General features: G+C 42.6%; 10 protein-coding genes and 2 pseudogenes. 6 read left to right on the top strand and 6 right to left on the bottom strand.

Annotation, left to right across the window (positions count from 1 at the left end; all coding sequences use genetic code 11):
- Window positions 1-4: 4 nt before the first annotated feature.
- Window positions 5-6,031, bottom strand: a complete 6,027-nt coding sequence (locus tag WG891_RS22730) for an AMP-binding protein (RefSeq protein ID WP_337264557.1) — start codon at window positions 6,029-6,031, stop codon at window positions 5-7.
- Window positions 6,032-6,720: 689 nt separating this feature from the next.
- Between WG891_RS22730 and WG891_RS22725 the strand changes: the two genes are divergently transcribed.
- From WG891_RS22725 to WG891_RS22700, 6 genes and pseudogenes are all read left to right on the top strand, one after another.
- Window positions 6,721-7,995 carry an ATP-grasp domain-containing protein gene (locus WG891_RS22725; RefSeq protein ID WP_337264558.1) on the top strand — a complete coding sequence of 425 codons (1,275 nt, stop codon included), beginning with the start codon at window positions 6,721-6,723 and terminating at the stop codon, window positions 7,993-7,995.
- Complete coding sequence (locus WG891_RS22720; RefSeq protein ID WP_337264559.1) at window positions 7,992-9,221, top strand: MFS transporter; 1,230 nt, start codon at window positions 7,992-7,994, stop codon at window positions 9,219-9,221. The genes WG891_RS22725 and WG891_RS22720 overlap by 4 nt, the downstream gene beginning before the upstream one ends.
- A gap of 950 nt (window positions 9,222-10,171) precedes the next feature.
- The gene (dapA, locus tag WG891_RS22715) at window positions 10,172-11,047 is read left to right on the top strand and encodes a 4-hydroxy-tetrahydrodipicolinate synthase (protein WP_337264560.1); all 876 of its coding nucleotides are present in this window, start codon (window positions 10,172-10,174) and stop codon (window positions 11,045-11,047) included.
- 162 nt (window positions 11,048-11,209) lie between these two features.
- Window positions 11,210-11,408: pseudogene (locus tag WG891_RS22710) on the top strand (hypothetical protein); the annotation flags it as partial.
- A 31-nt stretch (window positions 11,409-11,439) separates the two neighbouring features.
- Window positions 11,440-11,589: pseudogene (locus WG891_RS22705) on the top strand (ATP-binding protein); the annotation flags it as partial.
- Between the two features lie 422 nt (window positions 11,590-12,011).
- A complete protein-coding gene (locus tag WG891_RS22700) occupies window positions 12,012-12,458 on the top strand; it encodes a helix-turn-helix domain-containing protein (protein ID WP_337264561.1) in 447 nt (148 codons plus the stop codon).
- An 82-nt stretch (window positions 12,459-12,540) separates the two neighbouring features.
- On the opposite strand, the gene WG891_RS22695 is transcribed toward WG891_RS22700, so the two are convergent.
- The 5 genes from WG891_RS22695 to WG891_RS22675 form a co-directional block, all read right to left on the bottom strand.
- Window positions 12,541-13,965 (bottom strand): YfjI family protein, encoded by a 1,425-nt coding sequence (locus tag WG891_RS22695; RefSeq protein WP_337264562.1) that lies wholly within the window; start codon window positions 13,963-13,965, stop codon window positions 12,541-12,543.
- A gap of 282 nt (window positions 13,966-14,247) precedes the next feature.
- A complete protein-coding gene (locus tag WG891_RS22690; protein WP_337264563.1) occupies window positions 14,248-14,859 on the bottom strand; it encodes an inovirus Gp2 family protein in 612 nt (203 codons plus the stop codon).
- Between the two features lie 1,491 nt (window positions 14,860-16,350).
- A complete protein-coding gene (locus WG891_RS22685) occupies window positions 16,351-17,664 on the bottom strand; it encodes a hypothetical protein (RefSeq protein ID WP_337264564.1) in 1,314 nt (437 codons plus the stop codon).
- The gene (locus WG891_RS22680) at window positions 17,661-18,737 is read right to left on the bottom strand and encodes a patatin-like phospholipase family protein (RefSeq protein WP_337264565.1); all 1,077 of its coding nucleotides are present in this window, start codon (window positions 18,735-18,737) and stop codon (window positions 17,661-17,663) included. The genes WG891_RS22685 and WG891_RS22680 overlap by 4 nt, the downstream gene beginning before the upstream one ends.
- Window positions 18,734-18,980 (bottom strand): diguanylate cyclase regulator RdcB family protein (locus WG891_RS22675; RefSeq protein ID WP_337264566.1); only part of this gene is annotated, 247 nt, incomplete at its 5' end. The genes WG891_RS22680 and WG891_RS22675, both read right to left, overlap by 4 nt.

The raw sequence follows: 18,980 nt of genomic DNA, 5'->3' as shown, positions 1-18,980 counted from the left end.
TTCATCAGTTGCATTCTGATTTATTTCCCTGATTATTTCGATGCCAGCTAGGCTGGTTTTCTCCCATATTTTCTAGTAGATGGGCTTTGTTTATCTCGCAAAGCGTACGCAGATTATGGTCGCCGGAAAAGTCCATCGGCAGGAGAAGCAGCGAGGTAAAATCACCGACGATATTTGGTACATCCTGATGCCAGCCTTTTCTGTCAAACGTGGTTAAATTTAACGTTAGCTTTTTATCAGTGCTCCAGTGCGAGATAACTTTCCCCAATAATGTCACCAACAACACCGTGGGCGTAATATTGGCCTCTTTAGCGTGAGTCTGTATCAGTGACCATGACAAGGAGGGTAAAGTGTGTGATAGTCGGTTAAAATGAGGCGTGGTGATGCTCTCAATGGTTTTGATAAGAGGTAACTGAGGCGCATTGAAATATTGCCCAATCAACTGAGCTTTTTGACGAAGATTCTCACGGTATGCCGGGCTTTGTTTCCACTTTCTTTCAGCAAGGACGTAATCACGAAAATGAATTTCGCTGTGGGAGAGTTGTTCTGTTTGGCCCGAATAAAAAGCGTGTAGATCGCTCAGAATGATATTCCAACTCCAAGCATCGGCAATGACGTAATCTATACGAAAATGTAGCAGGGTTAACTCAGAACTGAGTACGGACGCTTCGAGCAAGAATAAAGGCCAGAGCATTAAATCAAACTGCTCGTTTGCCAGTTTGTCTCTCTTCTTTGTTAGTCTCTCCTGTTGTTCAACAACCGAAAGATGGCTCAAATCGTCCACGTGAATATCATACCATGGTGTTTCAGCAGGAGACTGCTGTAACCATCCTTCAACTAAACGGGTTCTTAACCCGGCATGATGACGAATAACTCTATTCCATGCCGCTTCGAAACGAGAAAGATTGAGATTGTGTGTCTGATACTCGTAATAGGACTGAGAAGCAATTTTTGACTGGCTTATTGCCTGCTGGCGGCCAGCAACGTAAGCAGATTGAATATCATTGAGCGGGAAAGGTGTGTCAGTCTGTGCTGAATCGGCCGTTATTATCGGCATTTTTTCTGCATCATTTGGTACTAATGCCACAATCGCGATGACCAGTTCTCTAATACTGGGGGCGTTTATTATGGTTGCAAGTGGAATCAGAAGTTGATACTGGCTGTGCAACGTGCTTTGCAAATGTAGTGCTTTGAGGGACGTACCTCCAGCTTGGATGAAGGATAAGTCCGGATTAACAGAGACAGTACCCAGCGTTTCATTAATGCAGGAAAGAAACAGCGGCGACACTACTGTGTTCTGCATCTCCATCTCTGGTCTATCGTTGAGGGTTAGGGCTGATTCGTCGAGTTTGCCGTTTGCGGTGAGTGGAATGGTGATGGTTTCTTCGATACGCTGAGGCAACATATATTGTGGAAGAGCCTGTTGCAGATGTGTATAAAGCTGTGCGCAATCAATGCCATCAAGCTGCACAAATAGTACAAGCAGTTGTGTGTCATTAAACCATTTCGCTCTGGCAAATGCGACGCCGGGCAAGCTAAGTGCGGAGCTCTCGATATCGCCAGCTTCTACCCGGTAGCCTCTGATATTCAACTGTCGGTCTTTACGCCCGGTACAGATGATTTCGCCGTTGCTCAGGTAATATCCCCAATCACCCGTCACATAGTCTTGCCCCGGTTGATGGGCTGAGGGTAGTGGGAGAAGTTCGCCTCTTGCATAATAGCCTTTTGCTAGGTGGGGTGAGGCGATTACTAGTTTTCCAGGCTGACCTACAGCTGCCACCTTTCCAACAGGATCGAGAACATAAAGTTTCATTCCTGGAGGGGAGGTTCCCAGAGTGACAGGGCCTTGCTGACTGCGATCGGAAACAGCATGCATCAAAGCGCGTTGGGTTTCGGTTGCGCCATATAGTGTTACAACCGTTGCATTGGGTGCGGCCTTTTCCAGACGCTGAATTTGCTGACGAGTGATCGTTTCCCCTACCAGAAACAGATAACGGAGTGCTGGTAGAGAGGTTGCGCTATTTGCTTCAAAGGTGAAAAGCTGCGCGACTGAAGGGGTTAAATTGGTTACGGTAATACGCGATTTGCGGAACCAATCACTAAACAAATAACTTTCGCTAATGATATTATTCTCGGGAATAACCAGTGTTGCACCTGTCCACCAAGCGGTGAAAATATCTCTTTGCAATGGATCATGCGCCAGACCAGAAAGAAGCGAAATTCTGTCACTCTGGTTGAGGGAAAACTGTGCTTCCTGCCAAGGCAGAAAAGCGGACAAACCATGATGCGACCCTAAAACTGCTTTCGGAACTCCACTTGTCCCAGAAGTAAAGGTTAGACAGGCTGGATCATCAGGTTGATGCGCAAGAGGTGGTAGCGTTGATATGACGCACTCATCCTGGTCCAAGGCTCGTTTGAATGTTTCTGGGGAAAAAAGGGTGTCGTAGGGTGAGTTTTCCCTAAGATCGATAAATTGTGTATAATTTGCTATCGATAAAACTTTGTCGATACGCTCGGAGGGCCATGAACCATCAATAATTGCGAAAACCGCATTAACGCGAAGCGTTGCCAAAATTGCGGTCACCAAAGAAGGCGTTCTAGTGGCAATGATCGCGACAATATCTCCGGGCTGTACGCATTGTGCAACTAGCTGTTTACCAATGCAGTCGGCCTGATTGACCAATGCTTTCCAACTGATGTGGTATTGACCAAACTCAATAGCAGTGCGCTCAGGCGTTACACTTGCCCACCGATAAGCTTGTTGAACAACACTTCCTTGCCAGATACAAGGTTCCGGCTGCTGCCACATTGTCGCCGGAATCAATGTGCAATCAGCCAACAACTTCTGCCTGTCCATGGTGACATATTGCAAAAGCTGGAGTAATTGTTCAATGAAGCGAGCGGCTTTTTCTTGACTAAATTTACCTTTTTTCCACGTAAGAAGAAGGTTGCTTTTCTCTTTTTTTTCAATGATATAAAGTGTGGTGTCGAAATGAGCAGTTTGTGCCAGATGCGGAGTCAATTGATAGTGAATATCACCGAAGGTTCCCTGATGATGGTAATTAGGTAAATAGTTGAAAAAAAACTCAGGGTTAAACCGTTGCCCGATTTCATCGCTGTCATTTACCGGGATATAAATGTCGCACCCGCCATAAGCTTTAATCTCTTCAATAGAGGTGGCAACGTTTTGGCAATAATCAGTAAAGTGGCGTGGTGTAGTGATATCAATTTTTACCGGTACAATGTTCAAGTATAGCCCAATATTATTGACGCTACCTGGCGCATCTCTTAGAGCTAATGGCGTCCCCACTAGTAGCTTCTGCTGACCGCTTAATTTGGCGATCAGTAAACCGTATAGACTTATCCAAATAACCATCGGAGATAGGGAAAGCTGTTTGGCTATCGCCAGAACATCTTGACGAATTTTATCCGGTAAAATGTACTCAAAATGTCCGTTTTTTTCCGGATAATCCGTTTCTCCAGGTAGGTCTGGGGTACTTGTAAATTCGCTCAGAGAGGCAAACTGTGTTCGCAGGTTTGAATATGGAAAATGCTGTTCGATCCACGGTTCGAACATCTGATACGAGGTACAAGGAGCAAGATTAGGCTGGATAAATCGCATGCCAGCATCGTACATTGTACTTAACTCATTAACCAAGATATCGAGCGACCAGCCATCAAATATAATGTGATGGGCACAAATCAACAGTTCAGAACCAGTGCTTTTCCCTTGTAACTGAAGCAATGCGAACCGGTAGAGGGGAGCATTAGCGTCGAAGTTGCGTGAAAGAAACGCTTCCCTGTGTATCTGCTGTTCTTCAGGACCGCAAGGAATGATTTCAAAAGGCAAAGTTTCGGGCTCTTGGTAACTTGCCCCATCGACGAGCATGCCGTTCTCGAATTTTAGCCAGAAAGCATCATGGCGTTTGGTCAGATTGAGCAGGCAGCGTGCCAGTAATCGTTCATCAATGTCGCCAGTGAAACGGATTGAGGCATTAACAGTGGGCGGTGATGCCAACTGCGCTAACTGATCCAGCATCGCATAGCGCAGTTGAAGTCGTGACAAACCGGTGAAATACTTATTGTCTGTAACCGATTGGGGAGAAAGAATAGACGCGCCAGAGCGGCGAATATTATTCAGCATCTCCCCCAGCGTAGAATCGCCCTCCAGCACCTCATTGGTCAAAGAAGTGCCGAACCGGTGGTTGATTTCCGATGCCGCTTTCATTGTTGATATAGAGTCTACTCCCAATTCCGGCAGGGTTTTATGAAGCGCGGAAGGGTCTACCTGTTCAATTGTGTAAGAGTTAATAATGTCGAGAAATATCTGTGTGGCATCATCAAGTGGCATGTGTTTAGGTTCACACGAGGTTTGAATCGCCCCCTTGTCCGTCGGGTAGACGCCGATAAAGGAATGGCAGAGATCGCTAGCTATCTGACGACAACGGTGGCGCTGAATTTTGCCGCTTGTAGTGCGTGGGAGTTGCCCTGGAGCTAGGGCAACAATGCGACCGACTTGTACACCAGTGAGATTAATAACCTGCTGATGCAGGTTACGTGCAATCGACAGCCATTCATGGCGATACTGGCGGCTGATTTCTATCGCTAGACCAATGCTTTTTTGGCTATCATTCTCGTATTCAAAAGCGGCAACTGCATTGAAAGCGACCCGGTTTTCCAGATCGGAAATGGCATGCTCAATATCCTGAGGATAGATATTTACTCCGTTAATGATAATAAGGTCTTTTAAGCGCCCAGTAACAAATAATTCGTTGTGATAGATAAACCCCAGGTCTCCGGTTTTCAGCATGGGATTTTTTTCATCTCCCAGCACATAGCCAAATGGTTGCTGCTGAAGTGGGAGTCGATAGTAGCCTTGGGTTATCGAAGGACCTGCAACCCAAATTTCACCGATTTCGCCTTCGGCTTTTACTTGTCTGGTCACCGAGTCGATAATTTTTATGGTCGTCCATGGATGTGACCGGCCACTGGATACCCAACATTTTTTCTGACTAACGTCATGTTCGACAACCTCTTTTTCCATAACTACTGGTAACAGGGAACCTTTTCCTGTAACAAAAAGCGTTGCTTCCGCCAGCCCGTAGCAAGGAAGGAAGGCCTCCTCTCTAAAGCCATACGCGCCGAACTTCGTATAAAATTTTTGTAGCGTGTTGTGCATAATCGGTTCTGCACCGTTAAATGCTACCTGCCAGCAAGAGAGATCGAGCGAATTATCTGGTTGAAAGTTTAGGCATAAGTTATAGGCAAAATTCGGTCCCCCTGAAGTTGTGATCTGGTAGCGTGAAATGGCGCGCAGCCAATCGCCAGGAATGCGGGAGAAGTGCGCTGGTGACATAAGCCAACAAGGAATCGCAGCGTAAAGAGGTTGCAAAATGATTCCAATTAAACCCATGTCATGGGTTGCAGGTAACCAACCGAGAACGCGTGATTTACTATTGTGACCAAAAGATTCTGCGATCATTTTCTGGTTGGCAAGAATATTACGGTGAGTAACTTTCACTCCCTTGGGACAGGATGTCGAACCCGAAGTAAACTGTATAAATGCGGTTTTTTCACTATCAGGGAAATTTATCTCAGGTTCTTCTTCATCAATATAATCACCATTCGTGATTATATTGATATTGCTTTCTAGGGCTGTACAGACATCCTTAATTTTCGCGTAGCTCTGTATTGTTGTTACCAATGTTGTTGAGGCACAAATATCAGTAATTTGTTTAAAACGCAACTTGTTGCGTTTTGACGGTAACGGGATAGGAATAGCTACTTTTCCGCTACAGGAACAGGCTAAAAATGCCGCAATAAAATCGAGACCTGGAGGAAAGGCAAGAAAGAGTTCTTTATCCTTGATGGCATTGAATTTACGTACCCAGAAAATGATTTGTTGATAGAGCTCGCCATAATTCCAGCTCGCTTCCTCATCGAGAGCATCATTGAGAAACGTATAGGCTTTTTGCTCAGGTAAATTTTTACATCTGTCAACGACTAGCGCAGTCAAATTTTTGTTCTGCATTCTGCGTGCTCCATAGAATAATCGAATACATTTTCGTTGTTATCTGGAAAACAGGCATGGCAATAGACAATGAGCTTTTGGGTTTTATTGGCCAAAGAGAATGAAATTTATAATCTAAAAGTGAAGATAGTGTCAAAAAAACGCCATTAAAAATGTTAATTAAATGTATTTATTTATTAAATTTTGTGATAATTAGTGCCTTTGATGAAAATGAATTTTCTATAACTAATTGTTATTAATGAATTTTAATTGTAATTTGAATTGGGTGAGAATTTTTTTTGACGTGGTTTTTTTTAACGAAGTGTTAACTTGGTGGCTGGAGTATTTGAAAAAAGAAAATTCGCTATTGACATGGATGCCGATGGATTGTTTTATGTTAATAAAATGTACTAAAGATAGCGGTGTCACTGAGCTAATACGTGATTTTTTAACATAATTACTTTTTAATGAGAGCTATTGCACAAAATATGCAAAAGAACAAGCAGAGTTTTCATTTGGACAGATAGTTGGGGGAGTAGATGTTTTAGTTACGTTGGTTGCCTATGAGATTCAAATGACTTGAAACAAGATGATTATATTACTGATATGTCCGACATTATGGCGTCTGTGGTAGGAAATAATCGAGGTGGCTTTACCTCCGATGTCTACTATTGACAATTTAAAATTTTATCACCACTTCCGGTCTGTCTATGATCAAATATGTATTCTTAGTACGGGTTCCACCGCGTGCGTTTCCAAATCCATATCATGAGTGGTTCCCAGAGTTGATGCCTGAATCTGCACTTATTATCCATGCAGGTCGATTTGACCTGTGGGGTATTGGTGATAGTTATCAGGAAGAACTCCGTTCGAAATATGCAAAGTGTTACTTTCTTAAAGACTATGATAGTACAGGTGAGTTGGAACGGATTGTGATCGACCTCAATTCAATTCATCCACTACAAGCAATTATCGCTCAGAGTGAGTTCGATATACTGCGTGCCGCACGTTTGCGTAAATATCTCTCAATTCCAGGCCTTTGGTCCGATGCTGCTGTGTTGTTTCGAGATAAATTAATCATGAAGCAGGTTGTAGGACAACTTGGACTACGTGTACCTTGCTCAGCCCAAGCTGCATCATATACTGATATTTACGAGTTTGCCCGCCATCATGGTTTCCCTATTGTAGTTAAACCTCGATTGGGAGCAGGTTCCATAGGTGTCCAGGTAATCCATGACGAGGTAGAACTTGAAACGTTCGCTACAACACGGTTTCTGCATTCGCTCGATGACGTTTCTTTTCTTATTGTAGAGAAGTTTGTCACAGGGGAGATGCTTCACGTTGATGGGATCGTACAGAATGGTCGTGTGGCGTTTGCTGTTCCGTCTCGCTATATCAATGGTTGTCTTGCATTCCAAGATGGTGATTTCGTGGGTAGCGTAATGCTCGATCGTGATTCACTAGCTTACGCACGCGCTCAAGCATATGTTAATAAATTAGTTGTTGGATTACCATTTCCCGCAATAGCATCGTTTCATATTGAATTGTTTGAACTACCGAATGGTGACATAAGCTTATGCGAAATAGCTATCCGAACAGGAGGAGCGAGGATTCGCGACACCATAAAGCTCATTACTGGTTTCGATCTGGATCGATATGTTGCAGCAGTCGAATGCGGGTTGCCTTCTGAACTGCCGTCTAATGTAAGTAATAATTTAGCCGGTTTTGGGTTGATACCACCGCGCCGTGGCAGGCTTTTACATGCACCAACCAGCATCACTGTTGAGGGCCTTGTCCAATTTCAGTTAACTCGTATGGATCTGCCTCAGGAGTTCAATGCTGCAAACGCAAGCATAGATAATATTTGTTCATTTATTGTTCGCGGTGGCTCAGAAACAGAAGTAAAAAATCGTGTGTATGAGGTTGCAAATACAGTGTCGGCGAAGCTTGATTGGCAAGAGCTCGAGGAAGGGACTGCACCATGAAGAACTCGTCTGAGCAAATTGTTTCAAACACAGTACCGGAGTCGCTCACAAATACTCGGTTTTATTCTGACCACCAGCTAATAATAGCTGCATTGCTGGTTGGTATTGCTAGTACTTGCATGTTCATAGGCGTGAGTGCTAATGCGTTGTTGTATGTAATCCTACAACGCTATCTTGATATGCAATGGGGCAAAGGTTTTGTGATTGCCGCATATTTTGTCCCAGCCATTATTGGCAATCGAGTCTTTGATGCAATCGTCCAGAGACGCTCCCCAGCAGTGCTTGCGAGCGGTGCAGCTCTTATGACGGCTGCAATGTTTATACTACAGTCAGTATCTATTCAGTCTTGGCAGACAATGCTATTGACACGTGTAGTACAGGGCCTGTGTGTTGGCATCTTTGTGCCTGCAGTCATGATATTAGGGCGGCAAGCACTTGCTAAACGTGGAGAGTCTGCATTCGGTATTTTCTCGTTGTGCATTCCTTTGGCATCCATAATGGGTCCAGGCATTGCCGAGTATCTTCTCTTGCGATCCGATGTTTTTCATCTTTTTATTGTACTTGCCATTTTTTGTACCATAGCTGCGATACTCTTAATTACCAGTAATAACTTATTAAGACGCTCAACTAAAGAACCAGTCTTACAGAAGCCCTCGGCCAATATTCATATGGAAGAATCTTGCCATATCAGCCGCCATCGTCAGTTGTTCTTGATTGGCTCAATCAGTATTGGTGTAGCTGGTAATTTGATTAGTCTATTTATAGCCCCTAAAGTCATATCCGACCATTTGAGTAGTGGGTTATTCTTTTTATGTGCCACCATTACGCTCGTCATCGCACGAGTCGCAATGACTTTTTTCCCAGCTATACGCTTTGGTTCCGACGCTATTCCTCTGTTGAGCGCAGGGCTTCTAGCCTCTGTTTTGCTTGCTTTTGCGCCTGTATCTCATGCATTCGTATTACTTGGTGCCGTTGGGTTTGGTTTCTTTCATGCTATGCTCTTCCCGAAATTGATCTTCCTTAGTAAAAGTAACTCTTCTTCGCACGTATATCGGCACATAGGTAACATGAACCTTATAATTGCACTATGTGGCTTCAGCATTTCGATAGTCATTGGAGCATTAAATGACCACTTTAATGTTGGAACACTTGGCATCGTTATTAGCACCTCAATATTAATAGGAATACTCTTGTTCCAAATTACTTTGCGTTTGATCAGACAATAGATATAAGAGCGAGGCAGAGATATCCCTTAACTGTTTTTTTGTGCAATCTGATATATGTTTCAACTACAGGAGTTTTTTGATTTGATCCGTTATGATTTCTCTTATTATGCATGTGTGCTGATTTACCCCGTATACTACCCTAAAAAGGCACTTCCAGAGGTAGTCATTCCTACTTTGCATATAGGCAGGTGACGGATGGGATCTTTTAGGGCTTTGTTAGGTTGCCCTTCGCCCGAGTGGTGCCGTCAGGGCAAATGCATGAAAAAACGAATTTAGAACATTAAATATACAATCTTAATTCTAAGCAGGCAAGGTGTGACTGAATACCGGCCTGGTTGATTAAAATTGTTGCATTCATGCGGTTACTCTGGTGGTACCGTACATGGAAAAGAATTCACAACTACTCTCATTAGTGCCTAAGCTCAGGAGAGATAAATTTTGGACGAAAAGGAGTTAGTGGGCAGGGGGCTTTCTGGCCTGTTTAGGTACTTAAATTTATCTGGTGATATACATTGTAGGATTACCACCGAGTTTTTGTCTTGGCGGTGGGAGAGCTTATGAGAATTAATACATGAGCCTCTGTTCAAATAGATTGGGTGGCTTAAGTGGGAATCTGAAATTACGTTCGAAAGCTGTATTAACGGATAAAGCCTATTCAGGCCAAAAATATTTTCTACCTAAGAATAAAATCAATCATTCTTTCAAAACGAACGAAAAAATCAGTCGTGATGGGGTAAGTACTTTACACGATGTTGTACAGAGCACACAGTGTTGTAGAATGTTGCTGTGGTATTTAGATAAAATCGTCGTACCGCTACGTCCAGAAAAAACTGACAGAAGCTATTTGAGCATGCTTAAATAGGATTCTAACAAGTTATTTTTAAGCGATTTTTATGTTAAAGAACATACCTTAACACTGAGTTAAAACATCAAACGATAGGAGGATTACTATGGACCAATTTAATGGCTCTATCCCCGCACTTGTAACTCCCTTGGAAAATGGCAAGCTGAACACTACCATCCTAAACAATCTGATCGATTGGCATGTTGAGCAGGGATCCTCAGCATTAGTCATATGTGGGACGACAGGAGAGAGTCCGACTCTCAGTCATCAAGAGCAAATCGAAATAATTGCTCATGCCGTAAAGATGGCTCGAGAACGTCTGCCGATCATTGCGGGTACAGGGTCCAACTGCACTGCTGAAGCAATACATCTCAGTGTTAGTGCCCAGAATGCGGGTGCGAGTGGTATTCTACACGCTACTGGCTATTATAATAAACCGACACAATCACAAGTAATTGAGCACTTCCGTGCGCTTGACGAGATGGTGTCATTGCCAATCATCATATACAACATTCCTTCACGCACAGGTCAAGAACTGCAAGTCGAAACAATTGCTGCACTTTCAGAATTACGCCATGTCTGCGGTATAAAAGACTCAACTGGCAATGTGGCCCGTGTAACTCAGGAACGACGCGTAATTTCGAAGCAATTTTCCTTCTTATCTGGGGACGATAGCACATCATTAGGCTATGTGGCACACGGCGGGCACGGCTGTATCTCAGTAACTGCCAACGTGATCCCAGGTCTCTTTGCGCGAATGATCAAGGCTGCTCTTCAGGGGGATTTTGCCACTGCATGTAAGATACAAGATCGCATGATGCCGCTACACGAAGCCCTCTTCCTTGAACCGAGCCCAGGCGGAATCAAGTATGCAATGTCACGTCGTGGTTTATGCCCTAACGAATTACGCGGGCCTCTCACTCCAGTGACTCCAGCGGCCCAGATAGCGATAGACAAAGCCCTAAGACTCGTTGACGAGTAAATATGTCAGCAACACAGATATAAGACCGTAAAGGGGAGATCATTAGGCCGTGTTGTTGACAAATAAAGTAATGTAAGAATCGACTTTGCGGGATAAATCGAATTTTTGCTGTTAAATTGGCTCTGACCTCGCTCCTTCTGTCAGATAAAACAACGAAATACCGTGGCAAAGCAAAAGTTCAAGATCACCAACTGGAAGGCTTACAACAAGACCTCTATCACTTTAGGGGAGATGAAGCGGCAATCCATGCCATGCCGGGCACGGCAACATCGTCTTTGCGGGGTCGCCCGCAATATTATTCCAATATGCCATAACCACCGTATTGATGCTGAAACGGATTTTCGGCCTGACACATAGGGCACTCCTAGTGCCGCGGTGACTTCAATTGTTCAGCGTCGGTGATACTGGGTCGTCTGCTGCATCACTCGATGACACTGAATATCAAAGGAGAAAGTTATCGTCTGAAAGAAAAGCGCAAGGCAGGAATGTTATCAAAGAAAGTCATGTACAACTGGCTAAGGCTCATCTGTCGTTGGTTTTGACATAATTGACGACCGTCATTTTGAAACAGAGGGAAAAGAGAGGTGACACTGAGTACATAGGTTTTAGCGGTGAGACTACAAGTATGGGGGTAATACCTGTAGGTAACGATTTGTTAAGGGCTACTCCACAGGCATCACTCAAGAGGGAAACTCGTGCAGATTGATTGCGCAAACTCGCGACCTTCCAGCCTGTTCCCTGGTAGGTAGAACATCGGTAATGTAGTCAAATGGTACCAGATATATGATGAGGTTGAGAGCTAAAGTGCCGCTTAAAATAAGAAATCCACACTTTAGTTGACGAAAAAGAGAGTTTTTGGCATAAATTCACCCTTGTTTGCACACTTTATATTGGCGTTGTGTGTGGTCAGGGAGGCTAAAGTAAGTACATGGTTTGTTCTGAAATGCACTGGAGTGTTAAAATTATGCAAGACAGCATTTCTCTTGTTCCGTCATGGCCTCAGACCCCATTGGGTGTAGAAAATTTTGGTAAACGACTCGAAAGCGTGATGGGCAATGAATCCATCGCATCTTTCGCACGAGAATGCCATGTTTCGGCAGCGACCGTCAGGAAGTACCTCAAAGCAGGTACGTTACCAGGTATTGATAACATTCTCGCTATATCAGAGCATACTGGTCGCTCGCTGACCTGGCTCATTTCTGGAGAGGGGGAGGAGTACAGCGATAAACAGAGTCAAGATGCAAATCGCCTGTCAGATGAAGAAATTGCGAAGTGGTGGTGTTGTATCTCAGATGCACTGACAAGTGACGATAAAATTCGTGTTATTGCGGCCTTTAAGCAGGGGGGGCTTAACGCCTTGTTTAAGCCAGATCTCATTATCGGCCCGCTGAATAAACCAAAAGGTCGCTAATTCTCAAAATTTCATCTGTTAAGATTCCTGCTATTTTCTGCTATTCGTAGCAGAAAATAGCAGGGTATAATATATAATAAAATCAATCCCTGTTTATATTTATCATCTGAGTAATGCTTCCATTGTGATTCCTTTCTCTACTAATAGAAATATGCCCATGTTCCTCAAGTATCTTCAGTGCCCTGTCAAGACGCGTACCATCTCTTAGCTGATACGGTCCATAACGTCTGACTCGTGTTTTAGCCATACACTGACTAACGTTTCCTGGAATTATCGGGTTTTTTAATAACCAATGATGGAGTATCTTTGCATCTCTATCTTCTTTACCAACCACTTGAGTTAATAAATTTACAATCTGGCCATAATAGTATTTGACAGCAAAAATGACATGTTCCAATGTGCATTTATCGATCTCTTTGCCTTCAAACTCACAAAAGAAGTGAATAAGGGTAGCTAGTCTGACGACATTCTCCGGTATTTTAGATAGTATGCCAGGTAAGGCATTGTGTTTATTTTTGTCTATCATAATTTGGTTTTCAATATGACGCTGAAACTCAGTAAAATAAACCTCCGACTCATGTGAGAAATGTAAAATCTTTGGTGGCGTATTTTCTGCTGTTAAAGTTAATAGCTCATTAATCCGCTTATAAAAATGTTCCAGGTCGTCATCATCACTTTTAATTCCTGACTGATAATTCCGCTGCCCTTGTGTCGATGTTGTTACTGACCATAAGCACCGAGCAAAGAAACCATTACCTATGGTACGTTCTCCTCGCTTTCTTATAAAGCTGTCAAACTCATTTAATTGCGTTAATATTAGCATTACAAACCGACTGTCGTTGATGACAAGTCGGTGATCTTTACGTTCAATATCAAATGAGGCACCATCCCATAGTTGATTAAAGAAAGGTGAATTATTAAGTGCTCTCCCATTTAAAACCCCACCACCCTCATCTGAAAATAAACCTGCAGACCCTATGTTCTCTGACAGTCCCTTTACGATAGCTTCATATGTAGCATCATTGTAAATCAATTTAGGAAGCTTCGGTGGTTCTGGTTTCTTTGTATAGTGTACTCTTAGCCTTTCTTGTTCAGCAGTATTATCAAGTCTTTGCTCTTCATTTTTCCTGATAAGTTTAATGATTGATTTATTGATAGCCTTCCATGCCTGCAAGTTTGCGTCATACAGATTAACCTGTTCTAAATACGCTTTTTGTGCTTGTTTTTCAAAATCAAGTATGGGTTTCATTACTTGATTAAAAACGGCTGTTTTTCTCTCCCCTGATTCAGCTATGACAACATTATACAGTGAGACCGGACTTACTCGTCCGTCGCTATACTGAAATATAACCAATGCTTGAGATGCCAGCGACATCGCACTCAAGCATGTCCCCATAATCAACTCAACAGGAGCCTGAGTCCTGCCAGAGATGACTTCAGTTACACCATTAAGTTGCGGTGGAAAATGCTCTTTTGGGAAATCGGTGTTTTCGGGCATATAATTCATAAAAAACTCCATTTAAGTCCCCGGACGGGGAGCAACAGGAGCAACTTACTTTTATATTTTTATGCCGTCAATACACCCCAAGGCAGTTAGTTTTCTTTGGACTAAATGAGGCGATGTCGTTTAAATGGGAATTTACCTCCTTCCGTCATTGACTAGAGTACTTTCCTGGCATTTCAATCAATTTCCTCTATCGGCAACTGTCAATGCCTGCTTGAACAAGGCAAAGATTCAATATGTTAACTCGACAGTATTTACTCTGTCTTTACCATCGAATATCTTCAATCAAAACTGGCTGCTACCAAATGAACGTTCATCTTTTCCTCGGCACTTAGACTGAAATTTTGTCATATAACTTGCGCGATAGATAATGTTGCTAAATGGGTTTTCGCTAAATGCTTTTTGGTAGTCAAGGTAATAACAAGGGTTTTGAGGGAAATAAACTAAAGATTTGTTCTCTGGATATTCTAATCGCAATGCACTAATCCAGGCTTTGCAAATCATGGAAGATAAAGTGCCGTTTTCTTTGCGGTAATCGCCAAGGAAAGCGTAAGCATCTCGATTAAGCAATAGCAAAACATGGTAATGCTTTTTCCCTTCTTGGTTAATTTCCTTGACCCAAACGTAGTGGAGGATACAAGGATGAACCCGTTTATTAGCTTTTCTTTTCCTATTCAGGTCAGCTTTAATTTGAGCTTTTAATGACGCCATATTGCGGGATATCATCGCCGAGTCGATGGCCGCGTCTGTATCGATATCAATGTCAGTATCCGGTAGTCTTAAATCAACACGTACCGCCAATATACGATGATGGCACTCTAGGGCTTTCTCGATAATGTGTTCGAGTCTATCCAGATAATGTTTGCACAGAGGGCCATGGCTGGTAATTAATCTCATTTGTCTTATTCCTTAATGATTGAATAGGGTTATTAACGTTGGAGGACTTATGACTATCACAGCACAGTAATCATTTATTGACTAAAGACTGTGGTTGTGAATTTTTTTTTGTAATCGCTGGATAGGCGATAGCCGGATAATACGAAGGCTTCAGTGAGTCTGATTTCCGTTACTTAAGTGTTGGGAGTTGTAAAATGTGAATGTATAAAAGAGTTAATTCACACAGTTCATTAAACTTCTCTCTTATAAATTTACCTATTGATACCTTCTATCAGAAGTCATTAAACAGAGTATAATGCCGCTATAGCCTTTAAACGCGTTGTACGCCACGTAGAGCAGTTTAAAATAATAAGAAAGAATGTGTTACCAGTCAGTAGGTAAACGTCTAGAGAGTTACTGGTAATGTTTTAATATATGGGTTTGTTATCTGGCCTAATCTGTTATCTACGTTTAATATTATCCTGGTGGATGATGCTAACAATCCCTTTACAGACATGAAAAACAAAAAGTAGAGGAGTGGTAAATTACTGAAAGTAAGCAATGCACATATAATAAATATAAACATTTAAAAACTATGTTAGAAGTCACAATTGTTGAAAGATGACTATTGGAAGCTATTACTAGAGTGTAATTAATGTGGTTGTATTCACTTCAAGAATAGCTAATTGCTAATGTTTTTATAAATATTAGCAATTAGCTTGTTGTGTTTTATCTAACCAATTTTGTTGGTAAGAGCATACATTGTGATTTTATTTTAGTTAGGTGTTTGATGAGTTATATAATTGGATTTATATAAGTATTTTTATTGGTGTATGATAATCTATATCAAAATAATATGTTGATTTAATTTAAACTAACAACTTTACCTGTAAACGTATTCTTAATCACTCATATAATAAACTTACTCTTTATTAATAATGTTTCTCCTTGGTATATATAATATATATTAAACAAACCGACATATAACTCATGGTGATATTTATTGGTTTTTTCTCTGTATTGCACGCCGCTATTGATTTTGCTCTGGAGTTAATGCTCAAAAAAATACAATAAAGTACTCTCGAGTTAGTTATTGCTAATACTAAAAAATAAGCATTAAAAGTCAGGTGTGATACATGAGTATCCAGACATGTCTCTTATTTTTTTTCAGGAGATGTTAAATGAATTTAGCATTATTAACCAGTATCATGTGCTGATTAATTGAAGGTTATCATACGCTCTTATTTCGATTGTAATAAGTAAATGTGTACACTGTTAGATAGATAAAGATTTATTTATCGAACCCTGGCCTAATAGACCAGAGTTCGTTGACTTTATTATAACTGTTCAATCCATGCTTTCATTATAATCCTCTTTGTCGATGGACTTATCCTCTAGGGACATCAAGATTGTTGAGTTCATTGTTATTATTTTCTGTAAAATTAATGTCATAATTATAATTCCCATTACTGAAAGCGTTAATGGCTCTCTCGCCTAAGTAAACTTCTTGATTTAGATCCCTCCACCGGAGGTAATCAGCCAAGTGTTGTAGTAGTGAGTTCCCATAGCAGACATGTAGATCTTGGGTATTTCATCTAGCGCTATATTTTGGTAAGCGACGGAGAGGTAGTGACTGCTATTTTTCATTAGGTAACTCTCTGACTTTCCATTTTTGGTAAAAGTAAGAGTACCACCATTCTCTGCCGGGAAATCATTATTGTCTAGGTACCAATAAAACTTTTCTGTGACTGATGAGTAATTTGCATCATCAATAGATTGATTTACTTTTTGCGCCCACGTATCGAACTTGTTTTTTCTTTTCGATATATCTTCGTCAAGTAAAGTATTAATTTTAGGAATAAGTGCTGAATAGTGTGCTGTAATGTCATCAAATGATAGATGAGGGTAGTATTGATTGTCGTGCGGACTCAGTTGGAGGACTAAGTTTGAAAAAATACGCGTTATTTCAGTTTTTTTTACAGAGTAACCGTCGCCTACTATGTCACGGATATCGCTATCTGATGGTAGTGGGACAAGGTGGTAACTCCATGGGTAACTCCAGGATTTGTTGTAACCGATCTGCTGATAAAAATTATTAAACATTGTGAATATTGATACCACTGTGGAGTAATAGGGCTCACACGAAGTTCGATTTCTGCAGACGTCTTCTTTCGATGGGACAGTCAGTGTGGTTTCTGACCATGTTGAGAGATTACTAAACGTATTTAACGCTTCGCTAAAGGTGGTGTTATCAACAGTATCCAGATTCTTAAAATCACTGTAGTTAAGCTTGATATAAGACAGCAATGTTGGAACATCGTTCTTTCTGCTTTCAAGTATAGCAATGTCTTGCTGTAGTTTTTCATTATCCTTGGCAAGATTATACTTGGTTGAAACAGAGTTTTTGAACATGTCCAGATATCTCTGTGGTAAGTTGCAGGTATACTGAATTATTTTTCGCCCACGGTCATCTTTGTAGGAGTCCCAACTTCCGTTTTCACAGTCTTTTCTTGTTTCAAGTGCCTGACCAATAGTCATGGATGCATCTATTTGAGGATAGACTTGCTTTTTGACAGTGTTAATATCTCCATCGCATCCTGTTAGAAGCACTAAACAGGGTAGGGCTAAACGTAAAGGTACGTTATTTATTTGCTTTGTATTTTTTATAAAAGTACTTGTTAATGTCTTCGGACGAGAAATAAAAGGTAATAATGCTACCGAGACGCCAATGGTTTTTTTAATCAACATAGTGATAATACCTATTCCTTGATGTTTTTTGATGTTTGAAGACTCGTCATACTTGGTAGAAGTTTGTGGAGCACTCATGGTTTTAATCTTGATAACGTTGTGGCCAGGGTTTCGTCTACCTGCGCATTTTTCTGCATGCTGAGTTCGAGTTGCTGTTCCGCCATCGCCAGCGCAGAACATGCCTGCAAGGCCGCAATGATCTTCTCCAGGCTTTTCAACGTGTCCTGGTATCCCTGTTCAATCCAGCTTGCGAGAGTGTCGGGGTGGAATCCCAGCAGATCCCTCACGCCAGAGAAGGCACCTTTGCTGCGTGCCAGAGTCGACTGTGGGCGGATCTCCAGTATTGTGGCTTCCTGGAAGTCATGCCGATCCCATAACGAGCCGTCCCTCAAATGCGTGACAATCACCCGATCACACCCGGCTTCGATCAACGGTGTCACCGGGGTATTACCCTGCATTTTTTGCCATCCCCCTATACCGCCGTCACTGTAGCGTTTGCCTCCGACCTCCTGGGATTTAAACAGCAACGGTAATGCTGCCGAGGCCAATAATGCCGCTTTCTGTTGCTCTACCGGCACCGCCTGCACATGAAGAAAACGTGACGGTGCGGTATCCCGCAAACCGGTTTCTGCCAGCAGGTAATTAAACAGATCCACTGTTCCCCCGTGCGTTTCGTAAACAGACACATACAGCGGCAGCCCTTTCTGTAAGGCATCCAGGTCAAGATAGCGATCCATCAAACGCGTCAATGGCTGTTCCGACAGGAGCCCCTCATTCTGCTGCAGAAAAGCGGGCAGTGTGAGATTCACCTGTTTCGCCAAGGTACCGATGCTTTTGACCAATAACGTCCATTGACGTCCTCCGGTCAATAACACCCCGGCTGACAGCAGATAATTGAGGTATACAGAGGGATTCCCCCGAAGTGGGGAGGTACTGGCCAGAGTTTGCCAGACCTCTTCCAACCGCTCGATCCCGGCCTGTATTGAAGGGGCCGAAGCCAGAATGGCCCCGTTCAATGCGCCAATGCTGGCACCGGAAATCAGGTCTATCGCCACGCCCGACTGATGAAGGGCTTTTATCACCCCGACCTGATAGGCACCGACCGCACCGCCCCCCGACAGAACCAACCCTGTTTTACCGACATGGCTCATGGCTGCACACCTCCAAAGACTTCGTCAACCATCGCGCTCGCCAACCGTTCTGCCGTGCTGCGAGTGGGCATTCCCAGTGGAAGCACCTGATCGGTTTGTGTGATGGCAGACACGACGGGGTGATAGTGAGAGTCACACCAGTCTCCCAGATAGGCCAGGCCTTCACCGAAATGGGTATCAGGAACAGCCAACCAGAAATCGCTGTTCTTACGTTCTGATGCCGTAACGTCAGCATCCCGCAGC

This window comes from Serratia sp. MMO-28 (assembly GCF_037199905.1).
GTDB lineage: Bacteria > Pseudomonadota > Gammaproteobacteria > Enterobacterales > Enterobacteriaceae > Chania > Chania oryzae.
Note: the sequence above shows the minus strand (reverse complement) of the source record. Positions and strands in the feature narration are given on the sequence as shown.

Excerpts from the sequence above, each read along its gene's own strand:
- WG891_RS22730 (WP_337264557.1), bottom strand. The coding sequence starts at position 6,031 with ATGCAGAACAAAAATTTGACTGCGCTAGTCGTTGACAGATGTAAAAAT.
- WG891_RS22725 (WP_337264558.1), top strand. The coding sequence starts at position 6,721 with ATGATCAAATATGTATTCTTAGTACGGGTTCCACCGCGTGCGTTTCCA.
- WG891_RS22720 (WP_337264559.1), top strand. The coding sequence starts at position 7,992 with ATGAAGAACTCGTCTGAGCAAATTGTTTCAAACACAGTACCGGAGTCG.
- dapA (WP_337264560.1), top strand. The coding sequence starts at position 10,172 with ATGGACCAATTTAATGGCTCTATCCCCGCACTTGTAACTCCCTTGGAA.
- WG891_RS22700 (WP_337264561.1), top strand. The coding sequence starts at position 12,012 with ATGCAAGACAGCATTTCTCTTGTTCCGTCATGGCCTCAGACCCCATTG.
- WG891_RS22695 (WP_337264562.1), bottom strand. The coding sequence starts at position 13,965 with ATGAATTATATGCCCGAAAACACCGATTTCCCAAAAGAGCATTTTCCA.
- WG891_RS22690 (WP_337264563.1), bottom strand. The coding sequence starts at position 14,859 with ATGAGATTAATTACCAGCCATGGCCCTCTGTGCAAACATTATCTGGAT.
- WG891_RS22685 (WP_337264564.1), bottom strand. The coding sequence starts at position 17,664 with ATGAGTGCTCCACAAACTTCTACCAAGTATGACGAGTCTTCAAACATC.
- WG891_RS22680 (WP_337264565.1), bottom strand. The coding sequence starts at position 18,737 with ATGAGCCATGTCGGTAAAACAGGGTTGGTTCTGTCGGGGGGCGGTGCG.